This window comes from Variovorax sp. P4_B10, assembly GCF_056402375.1.
Window position 1 is genome coordinate 1 of sequence record NZ_JBFUHN010000044.1, and the last position, 23899, is coordinate 23899.

Here is a 23899-nt window from a genome sequence, read left to right on the forward strand (position 1 = left end):
GTGGGCTGCGCCTTCCCGCGCGAGACGGTGGCGCTGTACGACCTGATGAAGGCGGGCAAATTCGCCGAGGCGCTGAAGCTCTACCAGTGGATGACGCCGATGCTGCACCTGGACGTGTCGACCAAGCTGGTGCAGAACCTGAAGCTCATCGACGTGCTGGTCGGCGTGGGCTCCGAGCACATGCGCCGCCCGCGCCTGCCGCTGATCGGCGAAGAGCGCGCCTTCATCGAAGCGGTGGTCAGGAAGGCGCTCGCCACGCGGCCTGCGCAGTACCAGTCGGTCGCCTGACCCGCGCTTCTCCTCACTGCAGGGCCAACAACACCATGGAAGAAAACGCCTTGAAACGCGGGGGCCTGTCCCGCCGGATGCTCGATGTGTCGGACTTCGTCCTCCGCTGCGAGCGCCATCTGCTCTCCAGCCTGATGGGCCTGCTCATCGCGCTGGTCCTGCTGAACGTGGTCACCCGCTACGGGGGCTTTCCGCTCTACTGGGTGGACGAGGCCTCGGTGTACTGCGTGGTCTGGCTCACCTTCATCGGTGCGTCGGCCATGACGCGGCTGCGGCTCGACTTCGCGGTCACGCTGCTCACCGACAAGCTCGGCGCGAAAGCCGCGCGCATCGCCAAGGCCAGTGCCTCCGGCGGTGTGCTGCTGCTCGGCCTGGCCCTGCTGGCGATGTGCTGGCTGTGGATGGACCCGGTCGGCATCGTGCGCCACGGCTTCGATGCCAGGGAGTTCGCCGCGGAGACCTTCAACTTCCTCTACACCGAGAAAACGCAGACGCTCGACTGGCCGACCTGGCTCGTGCAGCTCATCCTGCCGATCTTCTCGCTCACCCTCAGCGTGCATGCGCTGTCCAACCTCATCGAAGACCTCGGCCTGCAGCCCAAGCGCGTGCACGACGAGTTCCACGTCGTCAACGCGGATGCAGTGAACTGAAATGAAACCTTGCTTTTCGAATCGTCGCGTTGTTTGTGAGGTGCTTGGTTCAGGACGCGATTCAGGGCGCGATCACGCCGACGGTGTGCGCAGCGAAGCGAATGTCCCCCGGCGCGGCCTAGGGCCGCATGCCTCCTCCTTTATTTCGCTGCGCAGAGCACACCGCCAGCGTGATCGTTCAGAGCAGTGGTTGATCGGCCGCAAACCGGCAGCGTGCCCCGTGCGCAGGGCACCGGGTGCTCCCCGCAGCGAAATAAAGGAGCGAAGCGGGGGACATTCGCGGAGGGGAGTACCCGGTGTCCTGTGCACACACCCCAAAGCCGATCCAGCAGCCTTCCCGAAACAACCTCTCCCGGACCAGACGACATGCTGACCTCCGCATTCTTTCTCCTGATCATGCTGGTCGGCGTGCCGATCGGCGCCTGCCTCTGCCTCTCGGGCATCGTCTACATCCTCAACGCCGGCGACACGGTGCTGTTCCAGTCGTTCCCGGTGCAGATGTTCGGCGGCGTCGACAGCTACAGCCTCATCGCGATTCCGCTCTTCATCCTGATCGGCGAGATCATGAACGGCGGCGGCATCACGAAGCGGCTGGTCGACCTCGCGCTGGCCTTCATCGGCTCGGTCAAGGGCGGCCTCGCCTACGTGAACATCCTGGCCAACATGCTGGTGTCGTCGATCATCGGCTCGGCCACCGCGCAAGTGGCGATCATGAGCCAGATCATGGTGCCGGAGATGGAGAAGCAGGGCTACGACAAGACCTTCGCCGCCGGCATCACCGTGTACGGCGGCATGCTCGGGCCGATCATTCCGCCGTCGGTGATGTTCGTGGTGTACAGCGTGCTGGCGCAGGTGGCGGTGGGCGACATGCTGATCGCCGGCATCATTCCCGGCGTCATCCTCACGGTGCTGTTCTTCATCGTGATCGCGTGCATGGGCCTGATCTACAACTACCCGCGCACCGAGAAACGCACGATCAAGCAGCGCCTGCACACGATGCTCACGGCCTGCCCGACGCTCTTGATTCCCATCGTCATCGTCGGCTCGATCCTCGGCGGCGTCGCCAACCCGACCGAATCGGCGGCGGTGGGCGCGGTGGCCGCGGTGCTGGTCGGGCGCTATGTCACGAAGGAATTTCGCTTCGCGATGATTCCGCAGATCCTGCTGAAGTCGGCGATCTACTCGGCGGTGGTGCTGTTCCTGGTCGCGGCTGCGGCGGTGTTCTCGTGGCTGCTGATCTACGGCAAGGTGCCGCAGGCCACCGCCGCATGGATCCAGACCATCGCGAAGGACCCGATCGCCTTCCTGCTGCTGGTCAACCTGATCCTGCTGGTGATCGGAACAGTCATCGACGGCATCCCGGGCCTGATCATGACCGTGCCGATCCTGCTGCCCATCGCGACCGAGATCTACGGCATCGACCCGCGCCATTTCGGCGTGGTGGTGGTGATCAACCTCGTGCTCGGGCTGATGACGCCGCCCGTGGGCCTGAGCTTCTTCGTGGCGTCGGCGGTGACCGGCGCGAAGCCCGGAAAGATGTTCATCGTCACGCTGCCGTTCTTCCTGATCTGCTGCGCGGCGCTGGTGCTGCTGTCGCTGTTCCCCAGCCTGTCGCTCGCGCTCATCAAGTAAGTCCCCTCTCCTCTCCCCTTCCCTCCTCACTCAACCGGAGCCTCGCATGTCCCTCTCCCGCCGCCAGTTCGTCCAGGCCGCAGCCGGCACCGCCGCCGCGTCGACCGCCTTCTTCGGCACCGTGTCGCGTGCCGCAACGACCAAGGAATTCCGCCTCGGCCTCATCACGCCCGCCGGCCATTCGTGGAACCGCGCCGCGGTGAGCTTCGGCGAATCGCTCAAGAAGGCCACCGACGGCCGCCTGAGCGTCACCGTGTTCCATTCGGGCCAGYTGGGCAACGAGTCGGCCATGATGCAGCAGCTGCAGTCCGGCGCGCTGGACATGGGCTGGATCCAGGCGGCCGAGCTGGGCTCGCGCGTCGCGAGCGTGGCAGCCATCAACGCGCCCTACCTCGTGCGCTCGACCACCAATGTCGCCTCCCTGGTGCGCACGCCCGCCGCGCTGAAGCTGCTCGAGGTGCTGCCGCGCGAGACGGGCACCATCGGCCTGGGCTGGGGCATCACCGGTATGCGCGTGGTGTTCGCGACCAAGGACATCTCGACGCCCACCGACCTGAAGGGCATGAAGCTGCGCATCAACCCCACGCCGGTGTACCGCGACTTCTACCAGCTGCTGGGCGCCGCGCCCACGCCCATCCCGACGCCGGGCGTGTTCGACGCCATGGCCAACGGCCAGGTCGACGGCCTCGAGGCGGACATCGAGTTCTCCTGGACCCAGCGCTTCGACCGCGTCGCCAAGACCATGCTGCCGATGAACGCGCTGTTCATGCCCTTCGCGCCGCTGGTGTCGGGCCGCATCTGGCAGACGCTCGACGCCAAGGACAAGGCGCTGATCACCGACCTAGTCAAGCAGCAGCTCGACGCGCAGATCAAGGACATCGTGACCACCGAGCTCGGCCTGATCGACAAGTTCAAGGCCAGCGGCCTCACGATCAAGAGCGGCGCCGGCTACAACCCCGCACCGGTCATTGCCGAGTTCGACAAGGTCTGGCTGCCCAAGGCGCCGCAGATCGCCGAGCTGCGCAAGATCGGCGCGGCGCTCTAGCCAGACGCCTCGGGCAGCCGGGAGGGTTCGCACCAATCGCGTGCGGGCACCGTTTTTGCTTGAATGCCGAAGCATTCACATTTACGGATCTCGCATGAACAAGCGCCAACTGCTCCAGTCCTTCCTCGCCGCCTCGGCCCTCAGCTTCGGCCTCACCTCGGCCGACGCCCAGACCCTGACGCCGATCAAGTTCCAGCTCGACTGGCGCTTCGAGGGACCGGCCGCGCTGTTCCTGCACCCCGCCGCCAAGGGCTACTTCAAGGCCGCGGGCCTCGACGTGACCATCGACGCGGGCAACGGCTCGGGCGGCACGGTCACGCGCGTGGCCTCGGGCGCCTACGACATGGGCTTTGCCGACCTCGCGGCGCTGATGGAATTCCACGCCAACAACCCCGACAGCCCGAACAAGCCGGTCGCGGTGATGATGGTCTACAACAACACGCCGGCCTCGGTCATGGCGCTCAAGAAGAGCGGCATCACCAAGCCGGCCGACCTGGCCGGCAAGAAGCTCGGCGCGCCGGTGTTCGACGCAGGCCGCCGCGCCTTCCCGATCTTCGCCAAGGCAAACAACATCGGCGCGGTCAACTGGACCGCGATGGACCCGACGCTGCGCGAAACCATGCTGATGCGCGGCGACATCGACGCCATCACCGGCTTCACCTTCACCTCGCTGCTGAACCTGGAGGCGCGCGGCGCCAAGGCGGCCGACATCGTCGTGCTGCCCTACCCCAACTACGGCGTGAAGCTCTACGGCAACGTGATCATCGCCTCGCCCAAGCTCATCAAGGAAAACCCGGCAGCCATCAAGAAATTCCTCTCGGCCTTTGCCAAGGGCGCGAAGGAAGTCATCGCCAACCCGGCGGTGGCCATCGAATCGGTCAAGGCGCGCGACGGCATCATCGACAGCAAGCTCGAAACCCGCCGCCTGCAGCTGGCCATCGACACCGTGATCAACAGCCCCGACGCGCGCACCGAAGGCTTCGGCGGCGTCAACGCGGGCCGCATGTCGCTGATGGCTTCGCAGGTGTCGGACGCGTTCAACACCAAGACCCGCGTGAGCCCCGACGCGGTGTGGACGGCCGCGCTGCTGCCGCCCGCGGCCGAACTCAACATCCTGAAGAAGTGATGGCGGACGCATCGCAAGCGGCCGCCCCTTTCGTCGACTTCCAGGACGTCTGGCTCGCCTACAACGAGGAGCTGCTGCGCGCCAACCACTTCGCGGTCGAGGCCATCGACCTGAAGGTCAAGCGCGGCGAATTCATCGCCATCGTCGGCCCCTCGGGCTGCGGCAAGTCGACCTTCATGAAGCTCACGACGGGCTTGAAGATGCCGTCGATGGGCAAGATCCGCATCGACGGTGCGCCGGTGACCGGCCCGCTGAAGATTTCCGGCATGGCCTTCCAGGCGCCGTCGCTGCTGCCCTGGCGCACCACGGTCGACAACGTGCTGCTGCCGCTCGAAATCGTCGAGCCCTACCGTTCGAACTTCAAGGCCAGGCGCAAGGAATACGTCGAGCGTGCGCGCAAGCTGCTGCAGAAGGTGGGCCTTGCGGGCTATGAGGACAAGTTTCCGTGGCAGCTGTCGGGCGGCATGCAGCAGCGCGCGAGCATCTGCCGCGCGCTGATCCACGAGCCCAAGATGCTGCTGCTCGACGAGCCCTTCGGTGCGCTCGACGCGTTCACGCGCGAGGAGTTGTGGTGCATCCTGCGCGACCTCTGGACCGAGCAGCAGTTCAACGTGATCCTGGTGACGCACGACCTGCGTGAATCGGTGTTCCTGGCCGACACGGTGTACGTGATGAGCAAGAGCCCGGGCCGCTTCGTGGTCAAGCGCGAGATCGAGCTGCCGCGTCCGCGCGAGCTCGAACTTACTTACACGAAGGAATTCACCGACATCGTGCTGGAGCTGCGCGGGCACATCGGCGCCATACGTGGGAATGCAGGCAACACGGGCATCAGCGCGGCGCAAACGGCCGCTGCTGCCGTCTCCCACTGAGCGGCGCGCCATGAAGAACACCAAGCAAATCGAACGCTGGTCGCCCTGGCTGCTGCTGGTCGCGGTGCTCCTGCTCTGGCAGATCGTCTGCGCGGGCTTCGAAGTCTCGGACTTCATCTTCCCGAGCCCGTGGCGCATCTGGACGCAGTTCTGGGAATACAAGGAAATCATCGCGGGCCATGCATGGCGCACCTTCTGGGTCACGATGGCGGGCTTCGGCCTGGCGATCGTGGTGGGGGTGCTGATGGGCTTCGTCATCGGCAGTTCGCGCATCGCGTATGCGGCGATCTATCCGCTGATGACGGCCTTCAACGCGCTGCCCAAGGCGGCCTTCGTGCCCATCCTCGTGGTGTGGTTCRGCATCGGCGTCGGGCCGGCGATCCTCACGGCCTTCCTGATCAGCTTCTTCCCGATCATGGTCAACATCGCGACCGGCCTCGCCACGCTCGAGCCCGAGCTCGAAGACGTGCTGCGTGTGCTCGGCGCCAAGCGCTGGGACGTGCTCATGAAGATCGGCCTGCCGCGTTCCATGCCCTACTTCTTCGGTTCGCTCAAGGTGGCGATCACACTGGCCTTCGTCGGAACCACGGTGAGCGAGATGACGGCCGCCAACGAGGGCATCGGCTACCTGCTGATTTCCGCCGGCTCGGCCATGCAGATGGGCCTGGCCTTCGCGGGCCTGATGGTGGTGGGCGCAATGGCCATGCTGATGTACGAACTCTTCAGCGTGATCGAGAAGCACACGACCGGCTGGGCGCACCGCGGCTCGCAGAACCAATAATGCGCGGATGACACGCGATCAAATCATTCGCGCGCTGCGGCGCGCCGACGAGGTGGCCCGCCGCGCCATGGCGATGGGCCGCCACCCCTTTGGCGCGGTGCTCGTCGCGCCCGATGGCGAGACCATCCTCGCCGAGCAGGGCAACATCGACACGGTGAATCACGCCGAGGCCACGCTGGCGCGCCATGCCGCGCAGAACTGGCCGGCCGACTACCTGTGGCAATGCACGCTGGTCACCACCTTCGAGCCCTGCGCCATGTGCGCCGGCACGAGCTACTGGGCGCACATCGGCCGCATCGTCTACGGCGCGGAAGAATCGGCGCTGCTCGCGCTCACGGGCGACCACCCCGAGAACCCGACCCTGAGCCTGCCCTGCCGCGAGGTGTTCGCGCGCGGGCAGAAGAAGATCGAGGTGATCGGGCCGGTGCCTGAAGTGGCCGAGGAAATGATCGCCACGCACCGCGGCTTCTGGGAATCGCGCTAGGCCAGCCGCAGCGAGGCCTCGTCGCACCAATAGACCACGGCGGCGAGCCAGCCCTCCCACACGCAGCCATTGCAGCCGCGCCCGCAGCAGGTGGTGGGCTCGGGCGGCGGTGCTCGCATGACGAGCCCCTGGGCATCGAGCACCGCCTGCACGCGCGCGATCAACGCTTGCGCGCTGGCAAGATTCGTGGGCTCGGGCAGCCGGTCGATGAGGTTCATGGCGAGCAGGTTCTCACGCGTCGAGGTTCAAATCGAGCCGCATCTTCGCGCCGCCCGATTCGCCCGCTCCGATGCTCAGTTGCCCGCGGTGCAGGCGCGCCACCTCGGCCACCAGATGCAGCCCGAGCCCGGCCCCGCGGCCGCGCGGCACGAGCCTGTGAAAAGGCGCCACCACGCGTTCGCGGTCCGCTTCCGGAATGCCGGGCCCCGAGTCCAGCACCTCGATGCATGACGGCTCGCACAGCCGCACCTGGATGTCGCAGCCCTGCCCGCCATGCTCGATGGCGTTCTGGATCAGGTTGGTGAGCGCGCGCTCGAGCGAAGGCGCATCGCCGCGCACCACCAGCGGCTGCGGCGCATCGACCGAGAGCGCGCAGCGGTTCTGGATCGCCAGCGGTGCGACGTCGGCCGCCACGCGTTCGCAGAGCGCCTTCAGGTCCACCTGCTGCTCCTGCAGCGCGATGTGGTCGAGCCGCTGCAGGTCGAGCAGCTGCTCGGCCAGCGTGGCGAGCCGCGCCGAGGCCTGCATCAGCTTCACCTTGAGCGGGTCGTTCGGCAGGCCTTCGAGGCGGATCTGCAGCGTGGTGATCGGCGTGCGCAGCTCGTGCGCCGCGTCGGCCAGGAAACGCTCCTGCCGGTCGTAGCCTTCGTTGAGCCGGTCGAAGGCGCGGTTGACGGCATTGACCAGCGGGCGGATCTCGCTCGCCACATGGGTGAGCGGCAGGCGCGTGGTGCGCTCGTGCACGTCGATGCTCTCCGCACGCTCCGCCGTGGCGACCACCCCGCGAAGGCCGCGCTTCACCACGAACGGCGTGGCCAGGATCACGCCGAGGCTGGTCAGGAGCGCCATCGGCGCCACCAGGAACAGGAACACGAAGCCGGTGCCCTTGAGCGTGTTCTTGACCGACAGCGGGCTGCCGGTCTGCGCGAGCACATTGACCGGGCCGGCGGAAGTTTCGACGCGCTCGAAGCGGGCCTTGGGCTGCGTGTTGTCCTCCTCGGGGTCGATGGCCATGCGCTCCATGCCGTCGAGCGCGGCCAGGAGCGCGGCGTACTTCGGCGGCACATCGCCATGGCGCAGCTCCGCACCCCTGGCATCGCGCGCAATGAACCAGAAGGAAGGGTCGCCCTTCTGCAGCCGCTGGAACTCGGGCGTCGGCACGGCCACCAGCTGGTCGTCCTCGTCGTGGGCCAGCGCACGCTGGATCACCCCGACAGTTTCCTGCCCGGTCTCGTCGACCACGCGCCCCAGCATCCAGGCCAGGCCAAGGAAGCCGCCCAGCACCAGCGAGCCGACCACCACCTGCAGCAGGATCAGGCTCCAGATCAAACGCCAGCGCAGCGAGAGCAGGCTCAGGCTCATGACGGCGATGCGGCGCAGATGAGGTAGCCCACGCCGCGGATCGCGTGGATCTCGACCTGCGCGCCGGCCTTGTCGAGCTTGGAGCGCAGCCGCGATACATGCGTGTCGAGCGCGTTGGACTGGATGTCGTCCTTGTGGCCGTACACGCGGTCCTGCAGGGCTTCGCGCAGCACGGTGCGGCCGCGATGCGCGAGCAGTGTCTCGAGCACCAGCAGCTCGCGCCGCGGCAGCGTGAGGCACAGCTCGCCCACATGGGCCTGCCGCATGTGATGGTCGAAGCGCAGCTGCGCCAGCGTCATGACGAGGGTGGCGCGCACCGCGGGGCGCCGTGCCAGGGCGCGCACGCGCGCCATGAGCTCGTCCATCGAGAAGGGCTTGGCGAGGTAATCGTCGGCGCCGCCGTCGAGGCTCAGCACGCGCTCGGCCACATCGGACATGGCGGTGAGCACCAGCACGGCGGCGGCGATGTCGTTCCGGCGCAGGAAAGCCACCAGCGAGAGGCCGTCGCCATCGGGCAGGCCGCGGTCGAGCACGATCACGTCGTGCTGCGCACCGAGCGCGGCTTCTTCGGCTTCACGCAGCGAGCCCGCCACATCGACCACCGCCTGGTTCTGACGGAGGGCCGATGCGAGCGCCTGCGCCAGATCGACGTCGTCTTCGACAAGCAGGATTCTCATGAGGGGTGATGCGGCGGGCCGGATGGGCGGGCCATTCTAGAAGGGGCTCCGCACGAAGCGGGCGCAATGTTCATGCAATGCAGGTGCATAAGCTGTGTCGCTTCATCCCTCCCGAAAGCAGCATCGGTGACATCCCGCCAGAGCTCTCCATCCCTATCTTGCGTGCCTTGGTACCTGGCATTGGGGCAGCGGATCGCGACGCTCTGGTTCGTCAAGATGATCGGCACCACGGCCGGCATCTCGGGCTTCTTCTTTCTCTATTTCTGGGTGATGCACAACCCGCCGTCGGCGCCGACGGTGATGCCGCTCACGCCGATCGACCACTGGGTGGGCGTGAGCGACGACGCCATGGTGCTGTACGGCTCGCTGTGGTTCTACATCTCGCTGGCCCCGGCCTTCGCGAAGGACAAGGCCGAGCTGTGGGCCTGCGCGCAGGGCGCCGCGGTCATGGCGGCCATCGGCCTCACGGTGTTCTGGTTCTTTCCGACCACGGTGCCGGTGTTCCCGGTCGACTGGTCGCAGTACCCGGCGCTGCAATTCCTCAAGGCCACCGACGTGGGCGGCAATGCCTTTCCGTCGCTGCACGTGGCTTTTGCCGTGTTCACGGCCGTGCTGCTGGGCCGCCAGTTGCGCAGCGTGGGTGCGCCCGCGTGGACGCAATGGGTGAACCTGCTGTGGGCCTTCGGCATCGTCTGCTCGACCCTCGCGACGCGGCAGCATGTGCTGCTCGATGTGCTCGGAGGCACCCTGCTCGCCGGCCTGGTCAGCTGGGCCGGCATGACGCGCAACCGGCTGGTGCTGGCGCAGGCCTGATGCCCACTGTCAGAGGGCTTGCACGCCCGCGGCCGCAACCTGCGCGTCCTGCGTCGACTGCATGCCCGAGACGCCGATGGCGCCGATCAGGCACCCCTCGTGCATCAGCGGCAGGCCGCCTTCGAGCGGGCATGCGCCTTCGGTGGCCAGCAGCCGCAGGTTCAGGCCGCCCGCGGCCAGCGCCTCTTCGAACACGCGCGTCGGCCGCTTGAAGCGCACGGTGCTGCGCGCCTTGGCCTGCGCGATCTCGACACTGCCGGTCTGCGCATGGTCCATCTTGTGCAGCACCACGAGGTTGGCGCCGCTGTCCATCACCGCGATGACCATGGGCCAGCCGTTGGCGCGCGCTTCGGCCTCGGCCGCGGCAACCACGCGCCGGGCGATGTCGAGGGACACGGGCGGGCCGTAGGAAATGAATGATTGTTGTGCGGTGCTCATGGCGAATCCTGTGAAGTGACGAACGATGCGCCGGACGATAGCGGCGGGCAGAATGAATGGCCATTCCCCAAAACTTCGCATCCGTTGTGCACGAATCGCCAGCTCACCACCCCGATGCCGCCGCGCTCGCATCCCTCGCCTGGGACGACATCCGCTTCTTCGTGGCCGTGGCGCGCGAGGGCAGCCTATCGGGCGCAGCGCGGCAATTGCGCGTCGAGCATTCGACGGTCGCGCGCCGGGTCGGAGCCCTGGAGTCGCACATCGGCGTGCGCCTCTTCGACCGCCTGCCGCGAAGCTGGGCGCTGACCGACGAGGGCGAAGCGCTGCTCGCGCCCGCCGAACGGCTCGAACAGGAAGTGCTGGCCTTCGCGCGTGCAGCCGCGGCGAACACGGCGGCGCAAGGCACGGTCCGGGTCTCGGCGCCGCCGGCCTTCGCCAGCCACTTCATCGTGCCGCTGTGGGCCGCGCAAGCCGACCGATGGCCGGGCGTCGCGCTGGACATCGCCGGCGAGCTTCGCAGCGCCAACCTGCAACGCCGCGATGCGGACATCGCGATCCGCTTCATGCGGCCGACCGAGCCCGGCCTGGCCGCGCGCAAGCTCGGCGAGCTGGCCTTTCGCCTCTACGCCTCGCCCGCGTGGCTCACGCGTTCGGAGACCGACTGGCGATTTCTCGGCTACAGCGATCCGCCCGGCAACGTGCCGCACCAGCAACTGCTGGCGGAGATTGCCGGCTCACGCCCTTTCGTCTTGCGCAGCAACGACCTCACGGCCCTGCACAACGCTTGCCGCGGTGGCCTTGGCCTGGCGATGCTGCCGGACTTCATGGCGCGCGACGACGACGCACTGGTCGAGGTGCCCGGCGAAGGCCGGCCTGTGATGCGGGAGGTGTGGAGCGTGGTGCACCCCGATGTGAGGCGCTCGCCGCGCGTCAGGGCCGTGGCCGACGCGCTGGCGGAAATGGTCGGTGCCCACGCCGGGCGCCTGGCCTGAGCCTTACCAGAAGATCCAGAGGGCCAGGCCGCCGAAGATGGCCCACTTCACGAGGTAGTACACACGTTTGTCCCAGGCCTTCAGCCGCTTGCCGACCACGCGGATCTGGTAGATGTACTTGAACGCGCGGTTGATGCCGCCCGTCTTGTCGCCCGCATCGTTGGGCGAGCTCGCCGCGGCCAGCAGGTTCTTCGCGAACCAGCGATTGACGGCGCTGGCCCAGCGGTACTTCAGCGGGCGCTCGATGTCGCAGAACAGGATCACACGGTCGTGGTCGGTCGTGTTCTCGGCGTAGTGGATGAAGGTTTCGTCGAACACCACCGCCTCGCCGTCGCGCCAGTGGTAGCGCTGGCCGTCCACGTCGATGTAGCAGCCCTCGACGCCGGGCGTCCACAGGCCCAGGTGGTAGCGCAGCGAGCCGGCGAAGGGGTCGCGGTGGCGCACGAGGCGGCTGCCCGGCGGCAGTTCGGCGAACATGGCCGCCTTGATGGTGCCGATGCCCTTGAGCAGTTCGGTCGTGCGCGGGCACAGCACGGCGGCAGAGGGATGCGCCTCGTCGTACCACTTGAGGTAGAAGCGCTTCCAGCCGCTCTTGAAGAAAGAGTTGAAGCCCACGTCGTTGAACTGGCTCGAGGCCTTGATGCTGCCGCCGTTGCGCATGGCCAGCGCTTCTTCGCGGATGACCTGCCAGTTCTCCTCGAGCACGCGCATTTCGGGAAACTGCGCAGGCGACAGGTACGGCGTACCCGGCACCTTCGAGAAGAGGTACATGAAGACGTTCAGCGGCGCAAGGAAGGTCGAGTGATCAGAGAGCTGTCTGAAGAAGCGATGCCGAACCTGCCCGCGGAAATGAACGTAGAGCGCGCTGAGCGCGAAGATAGCAAGAATGACCCACTTCATTGTTGAATGTGTCCTGTAGACGGCGCCGGGGGGTAGCCATGGATTGTAAATCTCCGCCCCCAAATGGACCTGACCATGCCCTTTGGCCGTGTCCCGAGGGAGGTTTCAGGTGCACAGCATGGGCTGGGGCGCCTCGGCCACCGCCAGCGGCAGCCGCACGGTGGCCATCAGGCCGCCGCCCCGGGCTTCGCCCAGTACCACCTCCCCGCCGTGCCTGTCGACCACCGACTTGACGATGGCCAGGCCCAGGCCGCTGCCGCTTTGCGTCTGGTCGGGGTTGCGGAAGAAGCGGTCGAACACCCGCTCGCGCAGCGCCGGCGGAATACCGGGCCCCTGGTCCGCCACGCTCAGCACCGCCTGCGTCCCCTCGCACGCCACCTGCACCACGACCGTTCCGTCCGGCGGGCTGTACTTGATCGCGTTGTTGATGAGGTTGTCGATCATCGAGACCAGGCTTTCGCGCTCGCCCAGCACCGGCACGCTGCCCTCGCAATCGAGTTCCAGCTCCACGCCCCGGGCGCTGGCCAGGCCCTCGATCATGGCCAGGCGGTCCTGTACCAGTGCATCGAGCGACAGCATGACCGGCAGGTCGTTGTTCGACACCGCATCGCTGCGCATCAACTGCAGCAGCTGCCCCACCAGCCGCGCCGCGCGATCGTTGCTGCGCAGCAGGTTGCCCATGAGTTCGCGCTGGCCTTCGTCGGTGCTCTGCTCTTTCAGCGCTTCCACATTCACGCGCATGGCCGCGAGCGGCGTGCGCAATTCGTGGGCTGCATCGGCAATCAGGCTGCGTTCGCGCGAGGTGCTGTCGCGCACGCGCTGCAAGAGGCTGTTGATGCTCTGCACCAGCGGCTTCAGCTCCTTGTGCGGCGGCGTGTAGGACAGCGGCGTCATGTCGGCGGGCCCGCGCTCGGAGGTTTCCCTGCTCACCTGCCGCCAAGGGCGCAACGCGACGCGCACCGAGAGCCAGGCGGGAAAAATCAGGAAGGGCAGGCTGATCACCAGCGGCAGCACGTAGAAGCCCCGGTACATGACGGTGACGGTCAGCCGCCAGACGCTGGGCTCGGCCAGCATCACGAGGGTGTCGGTGCCGGGTGACGCCAGCGTGCGCGCACGCCATTCGCGGCCGCCCGCCTTCACGGTCTCGATGCGGTTCGGCACGGTGTTGAGGATGACGGGTGCCGCGGCCGTGGAGCGGTAGATCAGCTTGCCCTGCTGCCAGACCTGCATGACGGGCGAGCTGTCCGACGCAGCATCGCCGTCGCCCACCGCTTCGAGCAGCGCCAGGTCGAAGGCGGCCAGGCTTTCCTGCTGAAGGTCGGGCCGATCGGCCAGGTTCTGCGCGATCGACAGGACGGACTGGAAGATCTTGTCGTACTTCAGCAGCTCGGGGTCTTCGTAGGAGTCGTACAGCAGCAGCGCGATGGCCATGGTCCACAGCAGGGCCACCACGGCCATCTGCGCCAGCAGAAGGCGCCGCATCAGGGAAGGCTGCTTCCAGTTCCTCCAGCGCCGCGCCAGCGCCTGCATCATTTGGCGCTGCTCCGCGCGAGCGACTGCACGTCGATCACATAGCCGATGCCGCGCACCGTGCGGATGTAGCCCTGTCCGATCTTGCGGCGCAGATTGGAGATGTGCACTTCGAGCGAGTTGCTGCCGTTGGCCTGGCCGCCGGGCAGCACCTGCTCTTCCATCACGCGGCGCGTGACCACGCGGCCGGTGCGCTTGAGCAGCAGCGCCAGCAGGTCGAACTCGCAGCGCGACAGCTCCACCGGCTCGCCGTCGATGATCACGCCGCGGGTCGGCTCGTGCAACGCGAGGCCGCGCATGCGGATGGTCTCGTCGTTGAAACCGTAGCTGCGGCGCGCCAGGGCACGCACGCGTGACAGCAGTTCGGCCAGCGCGAAGGGCTTGACGAGGTAGTCGTCCGCGCCGTCGTCGAGGCTGCGCAGGCGGTCGTTGAGCGCATCGCGCGCGCTCAGCACCAGCACCGGGAGGATCTGCCGGTCGCGGCGCAAGCGGAACAGCAGGTCCAGCCCGTCGCCGTCGGGCAGGCCGAGGTCGAGCAGCACCATGTCGAAGGTGCCGCCTTCGAGGGTGCGCAGGGCATCGTCGAGTCTGCGGACCCACACCACGTCCATGCCTTGATTGGCGAGTGCGATGCGCACGCCGTTGCCGAGATCCAGGTCGTCCTCAACAAGCAAAAGGTTCATGGGTCTGCAGGCGAACTCGCCCGATGGTCGGAATGAGGGCGAAGTATCTGCCAAGCCCTGTGCGGGGACTTCAGGAAATCTTCATGAAGGGCCAAGGGGCTCTTCAGGTGCGGAATCGACACTGGACCGATCGCATCCTGTGGAACACCGACGTGAATCGAACACCTCTCCGAATGATCCGCCCCCTGTGGTTTCAACCCCGGCGCAGACACGTCCTGCATGCCCTGGCGGCCCTCCCGCCAGCGCTGGCCCTGGCGGCTTGCGGCGGCGGTGGAGGTGCCCGCGGCGGGATCGGGACGGGCGCCGCTCCCGGTGCCGTCTCCGTCACCGATCGCCGCATCAAGGTGTCGACCGCGCCCGATGTGTCGCTCCAGGTGCGCGACTGGCAGAAGCCGGGCGCCGCCGGCCCCGCCATCGTGCTGCTCGCCGGCCTGGGCGCCAACGCACGCTGCTTCGACAGCCTCGCACCCGCGCTGGCAACCGGCTCGCGCGTGGTGGCGATCAGCCGGCGCGGCTACGGCCTGTCCGACAAGCCGCTGCCGGTCCGCAGCGCCACCCACGGCTACGAGGTGGACACGCTCACCTCCGACCTGAAAGCCGTGCTCGACGAACTGGGGCTGCTGCGCGTGGTGCTCGGCGGCCACTCGGTCGCGGGCAACGAACTCACCCGCTTCGCGGGCCGCTTTCCGGACCGGGTGCGGGGCCTCGTCTACCTGGACACCTCGTTCGACTACACCGTGGACGGCGACTCGGGGGGCGAGGAACTGCCGGACAACCGGGCGCTGGACGACCCCAGGCCGACACCCGACGACGGCAAGTCGCTGCAGGCCGCCACCGCGTTCACGCGACGCACGGTCAAGACCTGGTGGCCGCCGCTCGAAGCGAACCTGCGCGATTCGCTCGACGTGCAGCCCGACGGCAGCGTCCGCCCCAACACGCCGGAGGATGTCGAAGCGGCCATGGACACTGCAGCCCACCACTTCTCCCCCGACTACGCCGCGGTGCGCGCGCCCTCGCTGGTGATCACCGCCCTGCCCGCCGACAACCGGGACCTGTTCCCTTGGCTCGACATGCCGCTCGACGCAAAAACAGCGAAGGACGCCGCCGACTACCTGCGCATCCTTCGCCGTGCCCGCATCACCGACGCGAAGCGCCTCGTGGCTGCACTGGAGACGCCGCACCACGTGACGCTCGACAACTGCAGCCACGGCGACTTCTTCATCGAGCGCGAAGCCGATGTACTGCGCGCGATCCGTTTCATGACGTGGGCCTGAGCGTCGCCCGCCGTGTCAACGCAGCAGCTTGATCAGCGCCGCGATCTCCTCGCCGCCGAGCCCCGCCGCATCGGCGCGCTTGAACAGGCCCGCGGCGAAACCCGGGAACTCGGTGCTGATGCCCGCCTCCTGCGCCGTCTGCAGGATGCGCTGCGTCGCCTCGACCGAGATGCGCATCGGGCTCTGCGAGATCGTGAAGTCGCCGGACTGGATCACGGCGCCCTCGTGCTGAAGGAAGGCGGCGAAGGTCGGCATGATGCCGGCGACGATGCGGCCGTATTCGGCAACGTCGAAGCCTTCGTGCTCGGCGATGCGCGCGCCGTGCATGAAGCCCAGCAGCGTGCCGTAGATGGTGGAGAGCGTCGCCAGGTCCATCGCCGCCGCGGCGCCGGCCTTCTCGCCCAGGTACACGATGCCGCCGGCCAGCGCCTTCAGCAGCGGCTCGGCCGCGCGGAAAGCGGCTTGCGCGCCCGACACGAGGATCGGCGTGTCGGGCTGCCCCATCTGGTCCGGCGCCGCCTGGATCGCACCTTCGAGGTAGGCGGCGCCATGCCGGCGGGCCCAGGCCTCGGCCGCGAGCGCGTCGCGGGGGCTGCCGGTGGTCAGCTGGACCAGCAGGCGGCCATCCATCGCCGCCGCGACGCCGTCCATTGCGAGGATGGCCTCGGCGGCGCGGTAGTCGTAGACGCACATCACCGCGACCCTGGCGGCACGCACCGCTTCGGCCGCGCTGCGCGCCAGCACGGCACCCTTCGCGATCAGCGCGTCGGCCTTCTCCGCCGTGCGGTTCCACACCGTGACCTTCCAGCCCTGTTCGAGGTAAAGCCGTGCGATGGTGATGCCCATCGATCCCAGGCCCAGAACGGAAACTTCCTTGTTGCTCATGGCGATTCCAATGCAGATCCTGCAGGTTGTGATGACGCCTGCATCGTAGGAATTCCACTTGCCAATGGTCAAGTACCTACCATAAAGTGTGGTACTTACCAAAATGAATGTATTGGAACGGCGCATGAAGGCAAAGAAGCCCTACAACTGCGGCATCGGGCCCGCATTCGAAGTGATCGGCGGCAAGTGGAAGGCGGTCATCCTCTGGGAGCTGCACGCGCAACCGCGCCGCTTCGGCGAGCTGAAGCGGCTCTTGCCCGACATCAGCGAGAAGATGCTGATCCAGCAGCTGCGCGAGCTGGAGGCGGACGGCATCGTCAACCGCGAGGCGTTCCACGAAGTGCCGCCGCGGGTCGAATATTCCGAGACGAAACTGGGCGCCACGCTCAATGCGGCGCTGGGGCCGCTGGCCGATTGGGGCGACCGCTATGCGAAGCGCGTGGAGACAGCGCGAAAGCAGGCCGAAGCATCGAAGTAGCAAGGCAAAGAATCGAATGATGTTGCTGAAAATATCGGCGGCCGCCCTGTTCGCCGCATCGCTCTCCCTCGGCATCGCGCACGCCCAGTCGACCTGCTCGGCTTCGCCCGTCTATGCAGGTCCGCCGATGCGCTCGGCACCCGAGGCCGTGTGGCAGAAAGACTTCCGCCGCCCCATCGACGGCGAACTTCCCGCCGACCTGCAGGCCGCACTCGGCGGCGCGCTCGACAAGATGCTCCCGCACGTGCCCGCAGCGAGCGTCGCGATCGCCATTCCCGGCGAGGGCTTCTGGTCCGCCACGCGCGGGCTGGCGCGCAAGGAGCCGCCCGCTCGGGCCGTCGCCGACCAGCCCTTCCAGGTGGGCAGCACGACGAAGACCTTCATGGCCGCGGTGGTGCTTCAGCTCGTCGAAGAGAAACGATTGAAGCTGGAGGACACCGTCGACACCTGGTTTCCCGATGCGCCCAACGCGCGGCTCGTCACCATCGAGCAGTTGCTGCGACATACCAACGGACTGGTGAGCTTCAACGCATTGCCGTCGCTGGGGACGACATACCGACCGCCGGCCGAGGTCATCGCACTCGGCACGGCCCAGCCGCCGCAGTTCTGCCCCGGAACGAACTGGAGCTACTCCAACACCGGCTACGCCATGCTGGGCGTGATCGTCGAGAAGGTGGAACGCATGCCGCTGGCCGACGTGCTGGCCAGGCGCCTGCTGCGGCCCCTGTCGCTCACGCACACCACGATGCGCCAGCCCGGTGTCGAACTGCCGGTGGCGACGGGCCACGCGAGCGGCCGGCCGGTCGATGTGCAGGACCCGTACGCCACGCCCTACGCGGCCGGCGCACTGGCATCGACCGCGGGCGATCTCGTGCGCTTCTGGCATGCATTGCTCTCGGGCCAGGTGCTGCCCGACGGCACGGTGCACCGCATGTTCAGCCGCATGCCCGCGATGCTCGGCCCGTACACCGGCGGCAATTCGTCCTACGGCATGGGCGTGCAGCTCTACGACGTGCCCGATGGCCCGGGCCTGATTCTCGGGCACAGCGGCGGCATCGAGGGCTTCACCACCGTGGTCGCCTACGTGCCGGCCGACGATCTGTATGTCGCCGTGTCGTTCAACGAGAAGAACGTGCCCGCGGAAGCGGGACTGTGGGCGCTGGTTCGCGCCGTGCGCGCCTGGCGCGTCGTGCGCTGAAGCGGGCGCCTCAGGCCCAGCCCGTCTCGATCTCGGTCTTCACCTCGGTCATGAGCTTGTGGACCGGGCACCGGCCCGCCACGCGCAGCAGCTCGTCGCGCTGGGCTTCGGTGAGATCGCCGGTCAGGCGCAAGCCCGACTTGAGGCGGTACACGCCCTTGCGCTCCTCGCTGTCGTCGCGGTCGACGACGACCTCGATGTCCTCCACCGGGATGCCCTTGCGGCGCGCATAGATCAGCACCGTGAGCGCTTTGCAGGCCGCGAGCGAGGCGTCGTACAGGTCGTGCGGCGCGGGGCCGGCGTCGCTGCCGCCACTCGCCGGCGAGGCATCGACCGGGATCTCGTGGTTGCGGATCTTGAGGATGTGACGCGTGCCGGTGGTGCCGTCGCGGCGGATCGAAATGCTCATGCCGGGTTCCTTGTCCAGGGAATCGATGAAAGTCCGGAAGATGGTAGCCGCGGGCGCTCAGCGGTCCACCGCCAGCAGCAGCGTTTCCTTGATCTCCTCCATCACCACGTAGCTGTGCGATTCGGCCGCCACCGGCAGCTTCTTGAGGATGTCGCCCAGCAGATGGCGGTATTCGCTCATGCCGCTCAGGCGGGCCTTCACGAGGTAGTCGAAGCTGCCCGACACCAGGTGGCATTCGAGCACCTCGGGCATGTGCAGCAGCTCCTGGCGCACCTTGTCGAACACGTCGCCCGACTTGGCCGAGAGCTTGATTTCCACGAACACCAAGAGCGTCTTGCCCAGCGCCTCGGGCGACACGCGCGCGTGGTAGCCGGTGATGACGCCGTCGCGCTCCATGCGCTTCACGCGCTCGGCGCAGGGCGAAGCCGACAGGCCGATGTGCTCGGCCAGTTCGGTCATCGAGATGCGGCCCTGGCGCTGCAGCAGGTCGAGGATCCTGCGGTCGATTCGGTCGAGTTCGGGCATTTCACTTCGCAGGCTGCATTGGATAATTTTTTGCAGTGACTTTCACCGTCGATCTTCTAAAAACAGTGGAATCCACTGCATTGTGCCCTTTAGATTCCATGCATTCCACCTGAATCATCGAATACACCATGAAAGTCATCGTTCTCGGCGGCGGCGTGATCGGCACCACCACGGCCTACTACCTCGCGCGCTCGGGCGCCGATGTCACCCTGCTCGACCGGCAGTCCGGCCCCGCGGAGGAAACCAGCTTCGGCAACGCCGGGCAGGTGTCGCCGGGCTACTCGACGCCGTGGGCCGCGCCGGGCATTCCGTTGAAGGCGATCAAGTGGATGTTCAAGAAGCACGCGCCGCTCTCGATCCGCCCCGACGGCACGCTGTTCCAGCTGCGCTGGATGGCCGCGATGCTGCGCAACTGCTCGCCCGAACGCTATGCGGTCAACAAGGAACGCATGATGCGCGTGGCCGAATACAGCCGCGGCTGCCTGCAGCAGCTGCGCGCCGACACCGGCCTGCAGTACGAGCAGCGCACCGGCGGCACGCTGCAGCTGTTCCGCACGCAGGCGCAACTCGACGCGGTGCAGCGCGACATCGCGGTGCTCGAGGAATGCGGCGTGCCCTATGAGCTGCTCGACCGCGATGCGCTCGCCAGCGTCGAGCCGGCACTGGCCGGCGCACGCGACCGCCTCACGGGCGGCCTGCGCCTGCCCAACGACGAAACCGGCGACTGCCACCTGTTCACCCGCGGCCTCGCCGAGATCGCGCGCGGCCTGGGCGTGGACTTCCGCTTCGGCCAGACCATCGACGGCCTCGAAACCGATGGCGGCCGCATCACCGGCGTACGCACCACCACCGGCAAGGTGCTCACGGCCGACCGCTATGTGATGGCCTTCGGCAGCTACTCGCGCGCCGCCATCGCCTCGCTGGGCCTCGACATTCCGGTCTACCCGGTCAAGGGCTACTCGCTCACCGTGCCGCTGGTCGACGAATCGCTCGCACCGCAATCGACGGTGCTCGACGAAACCTACAAGGTCGCGGTCACGCGTTTCGACAACCGCATCCGCGTCGGCGGCATGGCCGAGCTCGGCGGCTTCGACCTGCGCCTGAACCCGTACCGCCGCGCCACGCTCGAGAAGGTGGTGAGCGACCTGTTCCCGGGCGGCGACCTGCCGCGCGCGACGTTCTGGACCGGCCTGCGCCCGATGACGCCCGACAGCACGCCCATCGTCGGCGCCACGCGCTATGCGAACCTGTTCCTCAACACAGGCCACGGCACGCTGGGCTGGACCATGGCCTGCGGCTCGGGCAAGCTGATCTCCGACATGGTGATGGGCCAGCGGCCCGAGATTCGCACCGATGGGCTGGGGATGGACCGCTACGAGCAGGGTTCTTCGCGCGCAACGGGTCCGAGCCCCACGACCGCGCCTGCCTGACGCTTGGGCCACCGATGTGCGCCGCCAATTCGGGGCGCGGCTCTCGTGCTGGCCGATCAACCCGTGCGCTGAGCGATCACGCCGATGGTGTGCTCTGCGCAGCGAAATAAAGGAGGAGGCCTGCGGCCCTAGGCCGCGCCGGGGGACATTCGCGGAGCAGAGCACACCGTCGGCGGGATCGTGCCCTGAACAACAAGCCTCAACATGGCCCCAAGCAGATCGTAGACAAGGCTCTCAGGCCGCATTGGCTATCGGAATCGTCCCGCTGTTCATGCCGCGATAAACCTCCGCCTCGCCGTGCTTCGCAAGCAGTTGCATCAGGTGCTTGCGAATCAGCATCCCCGGCCGGTCCGAGTCCATCGAATACTCCACGCCACGCCGACGCGTATCGACCAGCGCATCGGGGTCGGTCGATTCGAGAATGTCCTTGTCCTCGCGCGTGACCGCCTCGTCGAAGTCGATCAGCATCTGCGCCGTGCAGTCGGCCTCGGTGTCGTTGCGGAACAGCCATTGGCACAGCTGCATGCGCCCGTCGTCGATGGGCGTGAAGCAGTTGATGATGATGTGGCGCACGCCGCTCGGGTACTCGATGTCGAGCCGGCGCGAGAACGGCAGGAAGTAGGCGTTGCGCATGTGGCGCGTGGTGATCGGATCGGTCACCCCGCTGATCGCATGGAACTTGACCGGGTTGGTCGCCTCAATCACCGTCTCTGCATAAAAGCCCGATTCGTTCTCGACCAGCTCGTACTTGCTCGGCTTCGGGCTTGCTGCCACGCCGAAGGTGGCGCGGTGCACGAAGCTGAAGTGCGAGTTGTCGAAGGAATTCTCGAGCGCGCGCATGGGGCTGGTCTGCCACTCTTCATAGAACTGGAAGATGGTGCGGTAGCCCGGATCGTCGAACTCCGGAATCCCGGGAATGTCGGCAATCGGCTCCTCGAGCGCCACCCATGCATAGCCATAGCGGGCGGTGCAGCGGTAGGCCGTGGTGCGGTACTCGGGCGAGATCTTGCGGTCGGCCTCGTACTGGGGGATGCGGATCACCTGCCCGCTGCGGTCGTAGGTCCAGCCGTGGTAGCCGCACTGGATGGCGCCCTGCCCGCAGGCCTTGCCTTCGCCATCGACGCACCAGCCCTTCGAGAGCTTCGCGGTGCGGTGGCAGCAGCGGTCGCGCAGCGCGGCGGGCTGGCCGTCGGCATCGATGAAGAGAACGATGTCTTCGCCCAGCAGCCTGAAAGGCTTCGGGCCGTTGGCCAGTTCGGTGAGCGGCATGACGGCATGCCAGAACTTGCGAAAGACGGGTTGTTGGGTGACGAGCATGCGTGGACTCCTTCTGTTGCGTGGGGACGAACGTGAAAGAGCAATTTCCTGTCGCGGCGCGGGACGCCGGACTGAACGCTTCTACTCTGCGTAACCTGTCATGCAAATTGCGCGCCCGGATTGTGGCGCGGCGCGGCCGCGCTTCCAAGCCTGCATCGCAATGCCCGAGCAAAAGACCGTGGCATGCAGCCCTGGCATGCGACGTGCATGACCCCTCGCAAGAGTAGAAGCGTTCAGCAGCGCACGCACCACCGTTGTGCGCTCGCCCGGAAATTGCTCTTGAAGCGTCCTCTGTTTTGGCGGAGGGATTCAAGACCAGCGATTTCGAGGCCTCACATGCAACGTCGACTCTTCCTCGCGGCCAGCGCCGCCACCCTTGCCGCCCCTGCCGTGTTCGCTCAGGGCGGCAAGCTCACCCCGATCAAGTTCACGCTCGACTTCCGCATCAACGGCCAGACCGCGCCCTTCTTCCTCGCGCAGGCCAAGGGCTACTACAGGGACGAAGGTCTCGACGTGGCCATCGACACCGGCGCCGGCTCGGTCGCCTCGATCACCCGCATCGCCAGCGGCGTCTACCAGATGGGCCTGGGCGACATCAGCTCGCTGATCGAGTTCAATGCGCAGAACCCCGGCACGCCGATGGTGCAGGCCGTGTACCAGTACTACAACCGCGCACCGTTCGTGATCATCGGCCGCAAGGACCGCGGCGTGACCGGCGATTTCAGGAGTCTCGCGGGCAAGAAGGTGGCGGCCGCCGCCGTCGAGTCGACCCGCCGCGCCTGGCCGATGGTGGCGCGCAAGCAGGGCATGCGCAGCGACGCCTTCGTGTGGCAGACCACCGACTTCAGCGCGCGCGACAACGTGATGGTGCGCGGCGACGTCGATGCCGCCACTTACTTTCACGACTCGGCCATCTCGCTCTTCGCGCGCATGAAGCCCGAGGAGCTCTCGGTGCTCAAATACGCGGACGCGGGCGTCAACCTGTACGGCAACGCGATCCTCGCGGGCAGCAACCTCATCGCGCAGAACCCGAAGCTGGTCGCCGCCTTCCTGCGCGCCACCAACCGCGCCATCGTCGAGACCTTTGCCAACCCTGCGCCGAGCATCGCCGCCATGCGCCAGCGCGAACCCATCCTCGACGAGAAAATCGAGCTTGAACGCTGGGGCGTCACGGCGCAGTATGTGGGCGCGGCGGACGCGCGCAGCCACGGCCTCGGCGACATCAGGAAGCTCATGCTCGAGCAGCAGGTCGACGAGGTAGCCGACGTCTTCGGACTCAAGGCCAAGCCTGCGGCCGACGCCATTTTCAACACCTCGATGCTGCCTGCGCGCAGCGAACGCATGATTCTCAAGGCATGAACTTCAGCGATCTCCACGACACCGCATACCCCGAAGAAAACACGCTCGACGAACGCGACGGCCGCTACCTGCGCAAGGCCATCGGCTGGTCGCACCTGGCGCGCCGGCGCGGCAACCGGCCCTTCGGATCGATCATCGTCTCGGCCGCCGGCGAAGTGCTGGCCGAGGCCTACAACAACACCGGCGAAACTGGCGACTGCACGGGCCACGCGGAGACGAATGCGATCCGTGCGCTGGCCGGCCGCAACATCTCGCGCGAAGAGCTGGCGGGCGCCACCATCTACGCCTCGGGCGAGCCCTGTGTGATGTGCGCGGGCGCGATCTTCTGGTCGAACATCGGCCGCGTGGTCTTCGGCATCGACGCCGAGCGCCTGCGCCTGTTCCGCGGCGAGCGGCAGGACCAGCGCGATGCCGAGCTGTCGTGCCGCGATGTGTTCCGTGCATCGCCGCATCCCATCGAATGCATCGGCCCGGCGCTGGTGGATGAGTCGGCGGCGGCCCATGACGGAGCATGGAAGGTCTGAGCACTAGACTC

At 67.1% G+C, this 23899-nt stretch carries 27 protein-coding genes; 16 read left to right on the top strand and 11 right to left on the bottom strand.

Annotated features, from left to right (window positions below):
• The 8 genes from AC1DXX_RS20095 to AC1DXX_RS20130 all read left to right on the top strand — a co-directional run.
• Positions 1-288, top strand: a 288-nt coding sequence (locus AC1DXX_RS20095; RefSeq protein ID WP_478135970.1) for a dihydrodipicolinate synthase family protein, incomplete at its 5' end; no start/stop codon positions are given.
• Positions 289-323: 35 nt separating this feature from the next.
• The gene (locus AC1DXX_RS20100) at positions 324-938 is read left to right on the top strand and encodes a TRAP transporter small permease (protein WP_478135971.1); all 615 of its coding nucleotides are present in this window, start codon (positions 324-326) and stop codon (positions 936-938) included.
• A gap of 366 nt (positions 939-1304) precedes the next feature.
• Positions 1305-2570, top strand: a complete 1266-nt coding sequence (locus AC1DXX_RS20105) for a TRAP transporter large permease (RefSeq protein ID WP_478135972.1) — start codon at positions 1305-1307, stop codon at positions 2568-2570.
• A gap of 46 nt (positions 2571-2616) precedes the next feature.
• Positions 2617-3615, top strand: coding sequence for a TRAP transporter substrate-binding protein (locus AC1DXX_RS20110; RefSeq protein WP_478135973.1), 999 nt, complete (start codon positions 2617-2619; stop codon positions 3613-3615).
• Positions 3616-3709: 94 nt separating this feature from the next.
• Positions 3710-4741, top strand: a complete 1032-nt coding sequence (locus AC1DXX_RS20115) for an ABC transporter substrate-binding protein (RefSeq protein ID WP_478135974.1) — start codon at positions 3710-3712, stop codon at positions 4739-4741.
• Positions 4741-5610 carry an ABC transporter ATP-binding protein gene (locus AC1DXX_RS20120; RefSeq protein ID WP_478135975.1) on the top strand — a complete coding sequence of 290 codons (870 nt, stop codon included), beginning with the start codon at positions 4741-4743 and terminating at the stop codon, positions 5608-5610. The genes AC1DXX_RS20115 and AC1DXX_RS20120 overlap by 1 nt, the downstream gene beginning before the upstream one ends.
• A 10-nt stretch (positions 5611-5620) precedes the next feature.
• Positions 5621-6391 (top strand): ABC transporter permease, encoded by a 771-nt coding sequence (locus AC1DXX_RS20125; RefSeq protein ID WP_478135976.1) that lies wholly within the window; start codon positions 5621-5623, stop codon positions 6389-6391.
• A gap of 7 nt (positions 6392-6398) precedes the next feature.
• The gene (locus tag AC1DXX_RS20130) at positions 6399-6875 is read left to right on the top strand and encodes a nucleoside deaminase (protein WP_478135977.1); all 477 of its coding nucleotides are present in this window, start codon (positions 6399-6401) and stop codon (positions 6873-6875) included.
• Here the strand turns inward: AC1DXX_RS20130 and AC1DXX_RS20135 are convergent.
• The 3 genes from AC1DXX_RS20135 to AC1DXX_RS20145 are packed head-to-tail and all read right to left on the bottom strand — an operon-like array spanning position 6872 to position 9133.
• Positions 6872-7093: an oxidoreductase-like domain-containing protein gene (locus AC1DXX_RS20135; RefSeq protein ID WP_478135978.1), complete on the bottom strand. Its 222-nt coding sequence runs from the start codon at positions 7091-7093 to the stop codon at positions 6872-6874. The two genes, AC1DXX_RS20130 and AC1DXX_RS20135, sit on opposite strands and share 4 nt — an antisense overlap.
• Before the next feature lie 13 nt (positions 7094-7106).
• Positions 7107-8456: a sensor histidine kinase gene (locus AC1DXX_RS20140; RefSeq protein ID WP_478135979.1), complete on the bottom strand. Its 1350-nt coding sequence runs from the start codon at positions 8454-8456 to the stop codon at positions 7107-7109.
• Complete coding sequence (locus AC1DXX_RS20145; RefSeq protein WP_478135980.1) at positions 8453-9133, bottom strand: response regulator; 681 nt, start codon at positions 9131-9133, stop codon at positions 8453-8455. The genes AC1DXX_RS20140 and AC1DXX_RS20145 overlap by 4 nt, the downstream gene beginning before the upstream one ends.
• Positions 9134-9295: 162 nt before the next feature.
• Here AC1DXX_RS20145 and AC1DXX_RS20150 point away from each other — a divergent pair, with 162 nt between their 5' ends.
• Positions 9296-9946 carry a phosphatase PAP2 family protein gene (locus AC1DXX_RS20150; RefSeq protein WP_478135981.1) on the top strand — a complete coding sequence of 217 codons (651 nt, stop codon included), beginning with the start codon at positions 9296-9298 and terminating at the stop codon, positions 9944-9946.
• Between the two features lie 9 nt (positions 9947-9955).
• Here AC1DXX_RS20150 and AC1DXX_RS20155 read toward each other — a convergent pair whose 3' ends face one another.
• On the bottom strand, positions 9956-10384 hold the full coding sequence (locus tag AC1DXX_RS20155) for a GlcG/HbpS family heme-binding protein (RefSeq protein ID WP_478135982.1): 429 nt from the start codon (positions 10382-10384) through the stop codon (positions 9956-9958).
• Between the two features lie 56 nt (positions 10385-10440).
• On the opposite strand from AC1DXX_RS20155, the gene AC1DXX_RS20160 reads away from it, so the two are divergent.
• Positions 10441-11376, top strand: coding sequence for a LysR family transcriptional regulator (locus AC1DXX_RS20160; protein ID WP_478135983.1), 936 nt, complete (start codon positions 10441-10443; stop codon positions 11374-11376).
• Between the two features lie 3 nt (positions 11377-11379).
• Here AC1DXX_RS20160 and lpxO read toward each other — a convergent pair whose 3' ends face one another.
• The 3 genes from lpxO to AC1DXX_RS20175 form a co-directional block, all read right to left on the bottom strand.
• Positions 11380-12276, bottom strand: a complete 897-nt coding sequence (gene lpxO / locus AC1DXX_RS20165; protein WP_478135984.1) for a lipid A hydroxylase LpxO — start codon at positions 12274-12276, stop codon at positions 11380-11382.
• A 105-nt stretch (positions 12277-12381) separates the two neighbouring features.
• A complete protein-coding gene (locus AC1DXX_RS20170) occupies positions 12382-13758 on the bottom strand; it encodes a sensor histidine kinase (RefSeq protein ID WP_478135985.1) in 1377 nt (458 codons plus the stop codon).
• Between the two features lie 47 nt (positions 13759-13805).
• The gene (locus AC1DXX_RS20175; RefSeq protein ID WP_478135986.1) at positions 13806-14489 is read right to left on the bottom strand and encodes a response regulator; all 684 of its coding nucleotides are present in this window, start codon (positions 14487-14489) and stop codon (positions 13806-13808) included.
• Between the two features lie 173 nt (positions 14490-14662).
• Here AC1DXX_RS20175 and AC1DXX_RS20180 point away from each other — a divergent pair, with 173 nt between their 5' ends.
• On the top strand, positions 14663-15763 hold the full coding sequence (locus AC1DXX_RS20180) for an alpha/beta hydrolase (RefSeq protein ID WP_478135987.1): 1101 nt from the start codon (positions 14663-14665) through the stop codon (positions 15761-15763).
• 15 nt (positions 15764-15778) lie between these two features.
• On the opposite strand, the gene AC1DXX_RS20185 is transcribed toward AC1DXX_RS20180, so the two are convergent.
• Positions 15779-16648: an NAD(P)-dependent oxidoreductase gene (locus tag AC1DXX_RS20185; RefSeq protein WP_478135988.1), complete on the bottom strand. Its 870-nt coding sequence runs from the start codon at positions 16646-16648 to the stop codon at positions 15779-15781.
• Positions 16649-16772: 124 nt separating this feature from the next.
• On the opposite strand from AC1DXX_RS20185, the gene AC1DXX_RS20190 reads away from it, so the two are divergent.
• The gene (locus AC1DXX_RS20190; protein ID WP_478135989.1) at positions 16773-17126 is read left to right on the top strand and encodes a winged helix-turn-helix transcriptional regulator; all 354 of its coding nucleotides are present in this window, start codon (positions 16773-16775) and stop codon (positions 17124-17126) included.
• A gap of 16 nt (positions 17127-17142) precedes the next feature.
• A complete protein-coding gene (locus AC1DXX_RS20195) occupies positions 17143-18324 on the top strand; it encodes a serine hydrolase domain-containing protein (RefSeq protein WP_478135990.1) in 1182 nt (393 codons plus the stop codon).
• 10 nt (positions 18325-18334) lie between these two features.
• On the opposite strand, the gene AC1DXX_RS20200 is transcribed toward AC1DXX_RS20195, so the two are convergent.
• Together AC1DXX_RS20200 and AC1DXX_RS20205 are read right to left on the bottom strand one after the other, a co-directional pair.
• On the bottom strand, positions 18335-18733 hold the full coding sequence (locus tag AC1DXX_RS20200; protein WP_478135991.1) for an OsmC family protein: 399 nt from the start codon (positions 18731-18733) through the stop codon (positions 18335-18337).
• Between the two features lie 57 nt (positions 18734-18790).
• The gene (locus tag AC1DXX_RS20205; protein ID WP_478135992.1) at positions 18791-19258 is read right to left on the bottom strand and encodes a winged helix-turn-helix transcriptional regulator; all 468 of its coding nucleotides are present in this window, start codon (positions 19256-19258) and stop codon (positions 18791-18793) included.
• A gap of 128 nt (positions 19259-19386) precedes the next feature.
• Here AC1DXX_RS20205 and AC1DXX_RS20210 point away from each other — a divergent pair, with 128 nt between their 5' ends.
• Positions 19387-20688, top strand: coding sequence for a D-amino acid dehydrogenase (locus AC1DXX_RS20210; protein WP_478135993.1), 1302 nt, complete (start codon positions 19387-19389; stop codon positions 20686-20688).
• Positions 20689-20922: 234 nt separating this feature from the next.
• Here the strand turns inward: AC1DXX_RS20210 and AC1DXX_RS20215 are convergent, their stop codons facing one another.
• Complete coding sequence (locus AC1DXX_RS20215) at positions 20923-22005, bottom strand: aromatic ring-hydroxylating dioxygenase subunit alpha (protein ID WP_478135994.1); 1083 nt, start codon at positions 22003-22005, stop codon at positions 20923-20925.
• A 336-nt stretch (positions 22006-22341) separates the two neighbouring features.
• Here AC1DXX_RS20215 and AC1DXX_RS20220 point away from each other — a divergent pair, with 336 nt between their 5' ends.
• Positions 22342-23364, top strand: coding sequence for an ABC transporter substrate-binding protein (locus tag AC1DXX_RS20220; RefSeq protein ID WP_478135995.1), 1023 nt, complete (start codon positions 22342-22344; stop codon positions 23362-23364).
• The gene (locus tag AC1DXX_RS20225) at positions 23361-23888 is read left to right on the top strand and encodes a nucleoside deaminase (protein WP_478135996.1); all 528 of its coding nucleotides are present in this window, start codon (positions 23361-23363) and stop codon (positions 23886-23888) included. Before AC1DXX_RS20220 ends, AC1DXX_RS20225 begins: the two co-directional genes overlap by 4 nt.
• Positions 23889-23899: the final 11 nt, after the last annotated feature.

Bases quoted from the DNA above. Each gene is read 5' to 3' on its own strand.
- AC1DXX_RS20225 (WP_478135996.1), top strand. From the start codon at position 23,361: ATGAACTTCAGCGATCTCCACGACACCGCATACCCCGAAGAAAACACG.
- AC1DXX_RS20180 (WP_478135987.1), top strand. From the start codon at position 14,663: ATGATCCGCCCCCTGTGGTTTCAACCCCGGCGCAGACACGTCCTGCAT.
- lpxO (WP_478135984.1), bottom strand. From the start codon at position 12,276: ATGAAGTGGGTCATTCTTGCTATCTTCGCGCTCAGCGCGCTCTACGTT.
- AC1DXX_RS20195 (WP_478135990.1), top strand. From the start codon at position 17,143: ATGATGTTGCTGAAAATATCGGCGGCCGCCCTGTTCGCCGCATCGCTC.
- AC1DXX_RS20115 (WP_478135974.1), top strand. From the start codon at position 3,710: ATGAACAAGCGCCAACTGCTCCAGTCCTTCCTCGCCGCCTCGGCCCTC.
- AC1DXX_RS20105 (WP_478135972.1), top strand. From the start codon at position 1,305: ATGCTGACCTCCGCATTCTTTCTCCTGATCATGCTGGTCGGCGTGCCG.
- AC1DXX_RS20100 (WP_478135971.1), top strand. From the start codon at position 324: ATGGAAGAAAACGCCTTGAAACGCGGGGGCCTGTCCCGCCGGATGCTC.
- AC1DXX_RS20185 (WP_478135988.1), bottom strand. From the start codon at position 16,648: ATGAGCAACAAGGAAGTTTCCGTTCTGGGCCTGGGATCGATGGGCATC.
- AC1DXX_RS20205 (WP_478135992.1), bottom strand. From the start codon at position 19,258: ATGCCCGAACTCGACCGAATCGACCGCAGGATCCTCGACCTGCTGCAG.
- AC1DXX_RS20130 (WP_478135977.1), top strand. From the start codon at position 6,399: ATGACACGCGATCAAATCATTCGCGCGCTGCGGCGCGCCGACGAGGTG.
- AC1DXX_RS20160 (WP_478135983.1), top strand. From the start codon at position 10,441: ATGGCCATTCCCCAAAACTTCGCATCCGTTGTGCACGAATCGCCAGCT.
- AC1DXX_RS20215 (WP_478135994.1), bottom strand. From the start codon at position 22,005: ATGCTCGTCACCCAACAACCCGTCTTTCGCAAGTTCTGGCATGCCGTC.
- AC1DXX_RS20170 (WP_478135985.1), bottom strand. From the start codon at position 13,758: ATGCGGCGCCTTCTGCTGGCGCAGATGGCCGTGGTGGCCCTGCTGTGG.
- AC1DXX_RS20175 (WP_478135986.1), bottom strand. From the start codon at position 14,489: ATGAACCTTTTGCTTGTTGAGGACGACCTGGATCTCGGCAACGGCGTG.
- AC1DXX_RS20120 (WP_478135975.1), top strand. From the start codon at position 4,741: ATGGCGGACGCATCGCAAGCGGCCGCCCCTTTCGTCGACTTCCAGGAC.
- AC1DXX_RS20190 (WP_478135989.1), top strand. From the start codon at position 16,773: ATGAAGGCAAAGAAGCCCTACAACTGCGGCATCGGGCCCGCATTCGAA.
- AC1DXX_RS20155 (WP_478135982.1), bottom strand. From the start codon at position 10,384: ATGAGCACCGCACAACAATCATTCATTTCCTACGGCCCGCCCGTGTCC.
- AC1DXX_RS20210 (WP_478135993.1), top strand. From the start codon at position 19,387: ATGAAAGTCATCGTTCTCGGCGGCGGCGTGATCGGCACCACCACGGCC.
- AC1DXX_RS20200 (WP_478135991.1), bottom strand. From the start codon at position 18,733: ATGAGCATTTCGATCCGCCGCGACGGCACCACCGGCACGCGTCACATC.
- AC1DXX_RS20145 (WP_478135980.1), bottom strand. From the start codon at position 9,133: ATGAGAATCCTGCTTGTCGAAGACGACGTCGATCTGGCGCAGGCGCTC.
- AC1DXX_RS20220 (WP_478135995.1), top strand. From the start codon at position 22,342: ATGCAACGTCGACTCTTCCTCGCGGCCAGCGCCGCCACCCTTGCCGCC.
- AC1DXX_RS20135 (WP_478135978.1), bottom strand. From the start codon at position 7,093: ATGAACCTCATCGACCGGCTGCCCGAGCCCACGAATCTTGCCAGCGCG.
- AC1DXX_RS20140 (WP_478135979.1), bottom strand. From the start codon at position 8,456: ATGAGCCTGAGCCTGCTCTCGCTGCGCTGGCGTTTGATCTGGAGCCTG.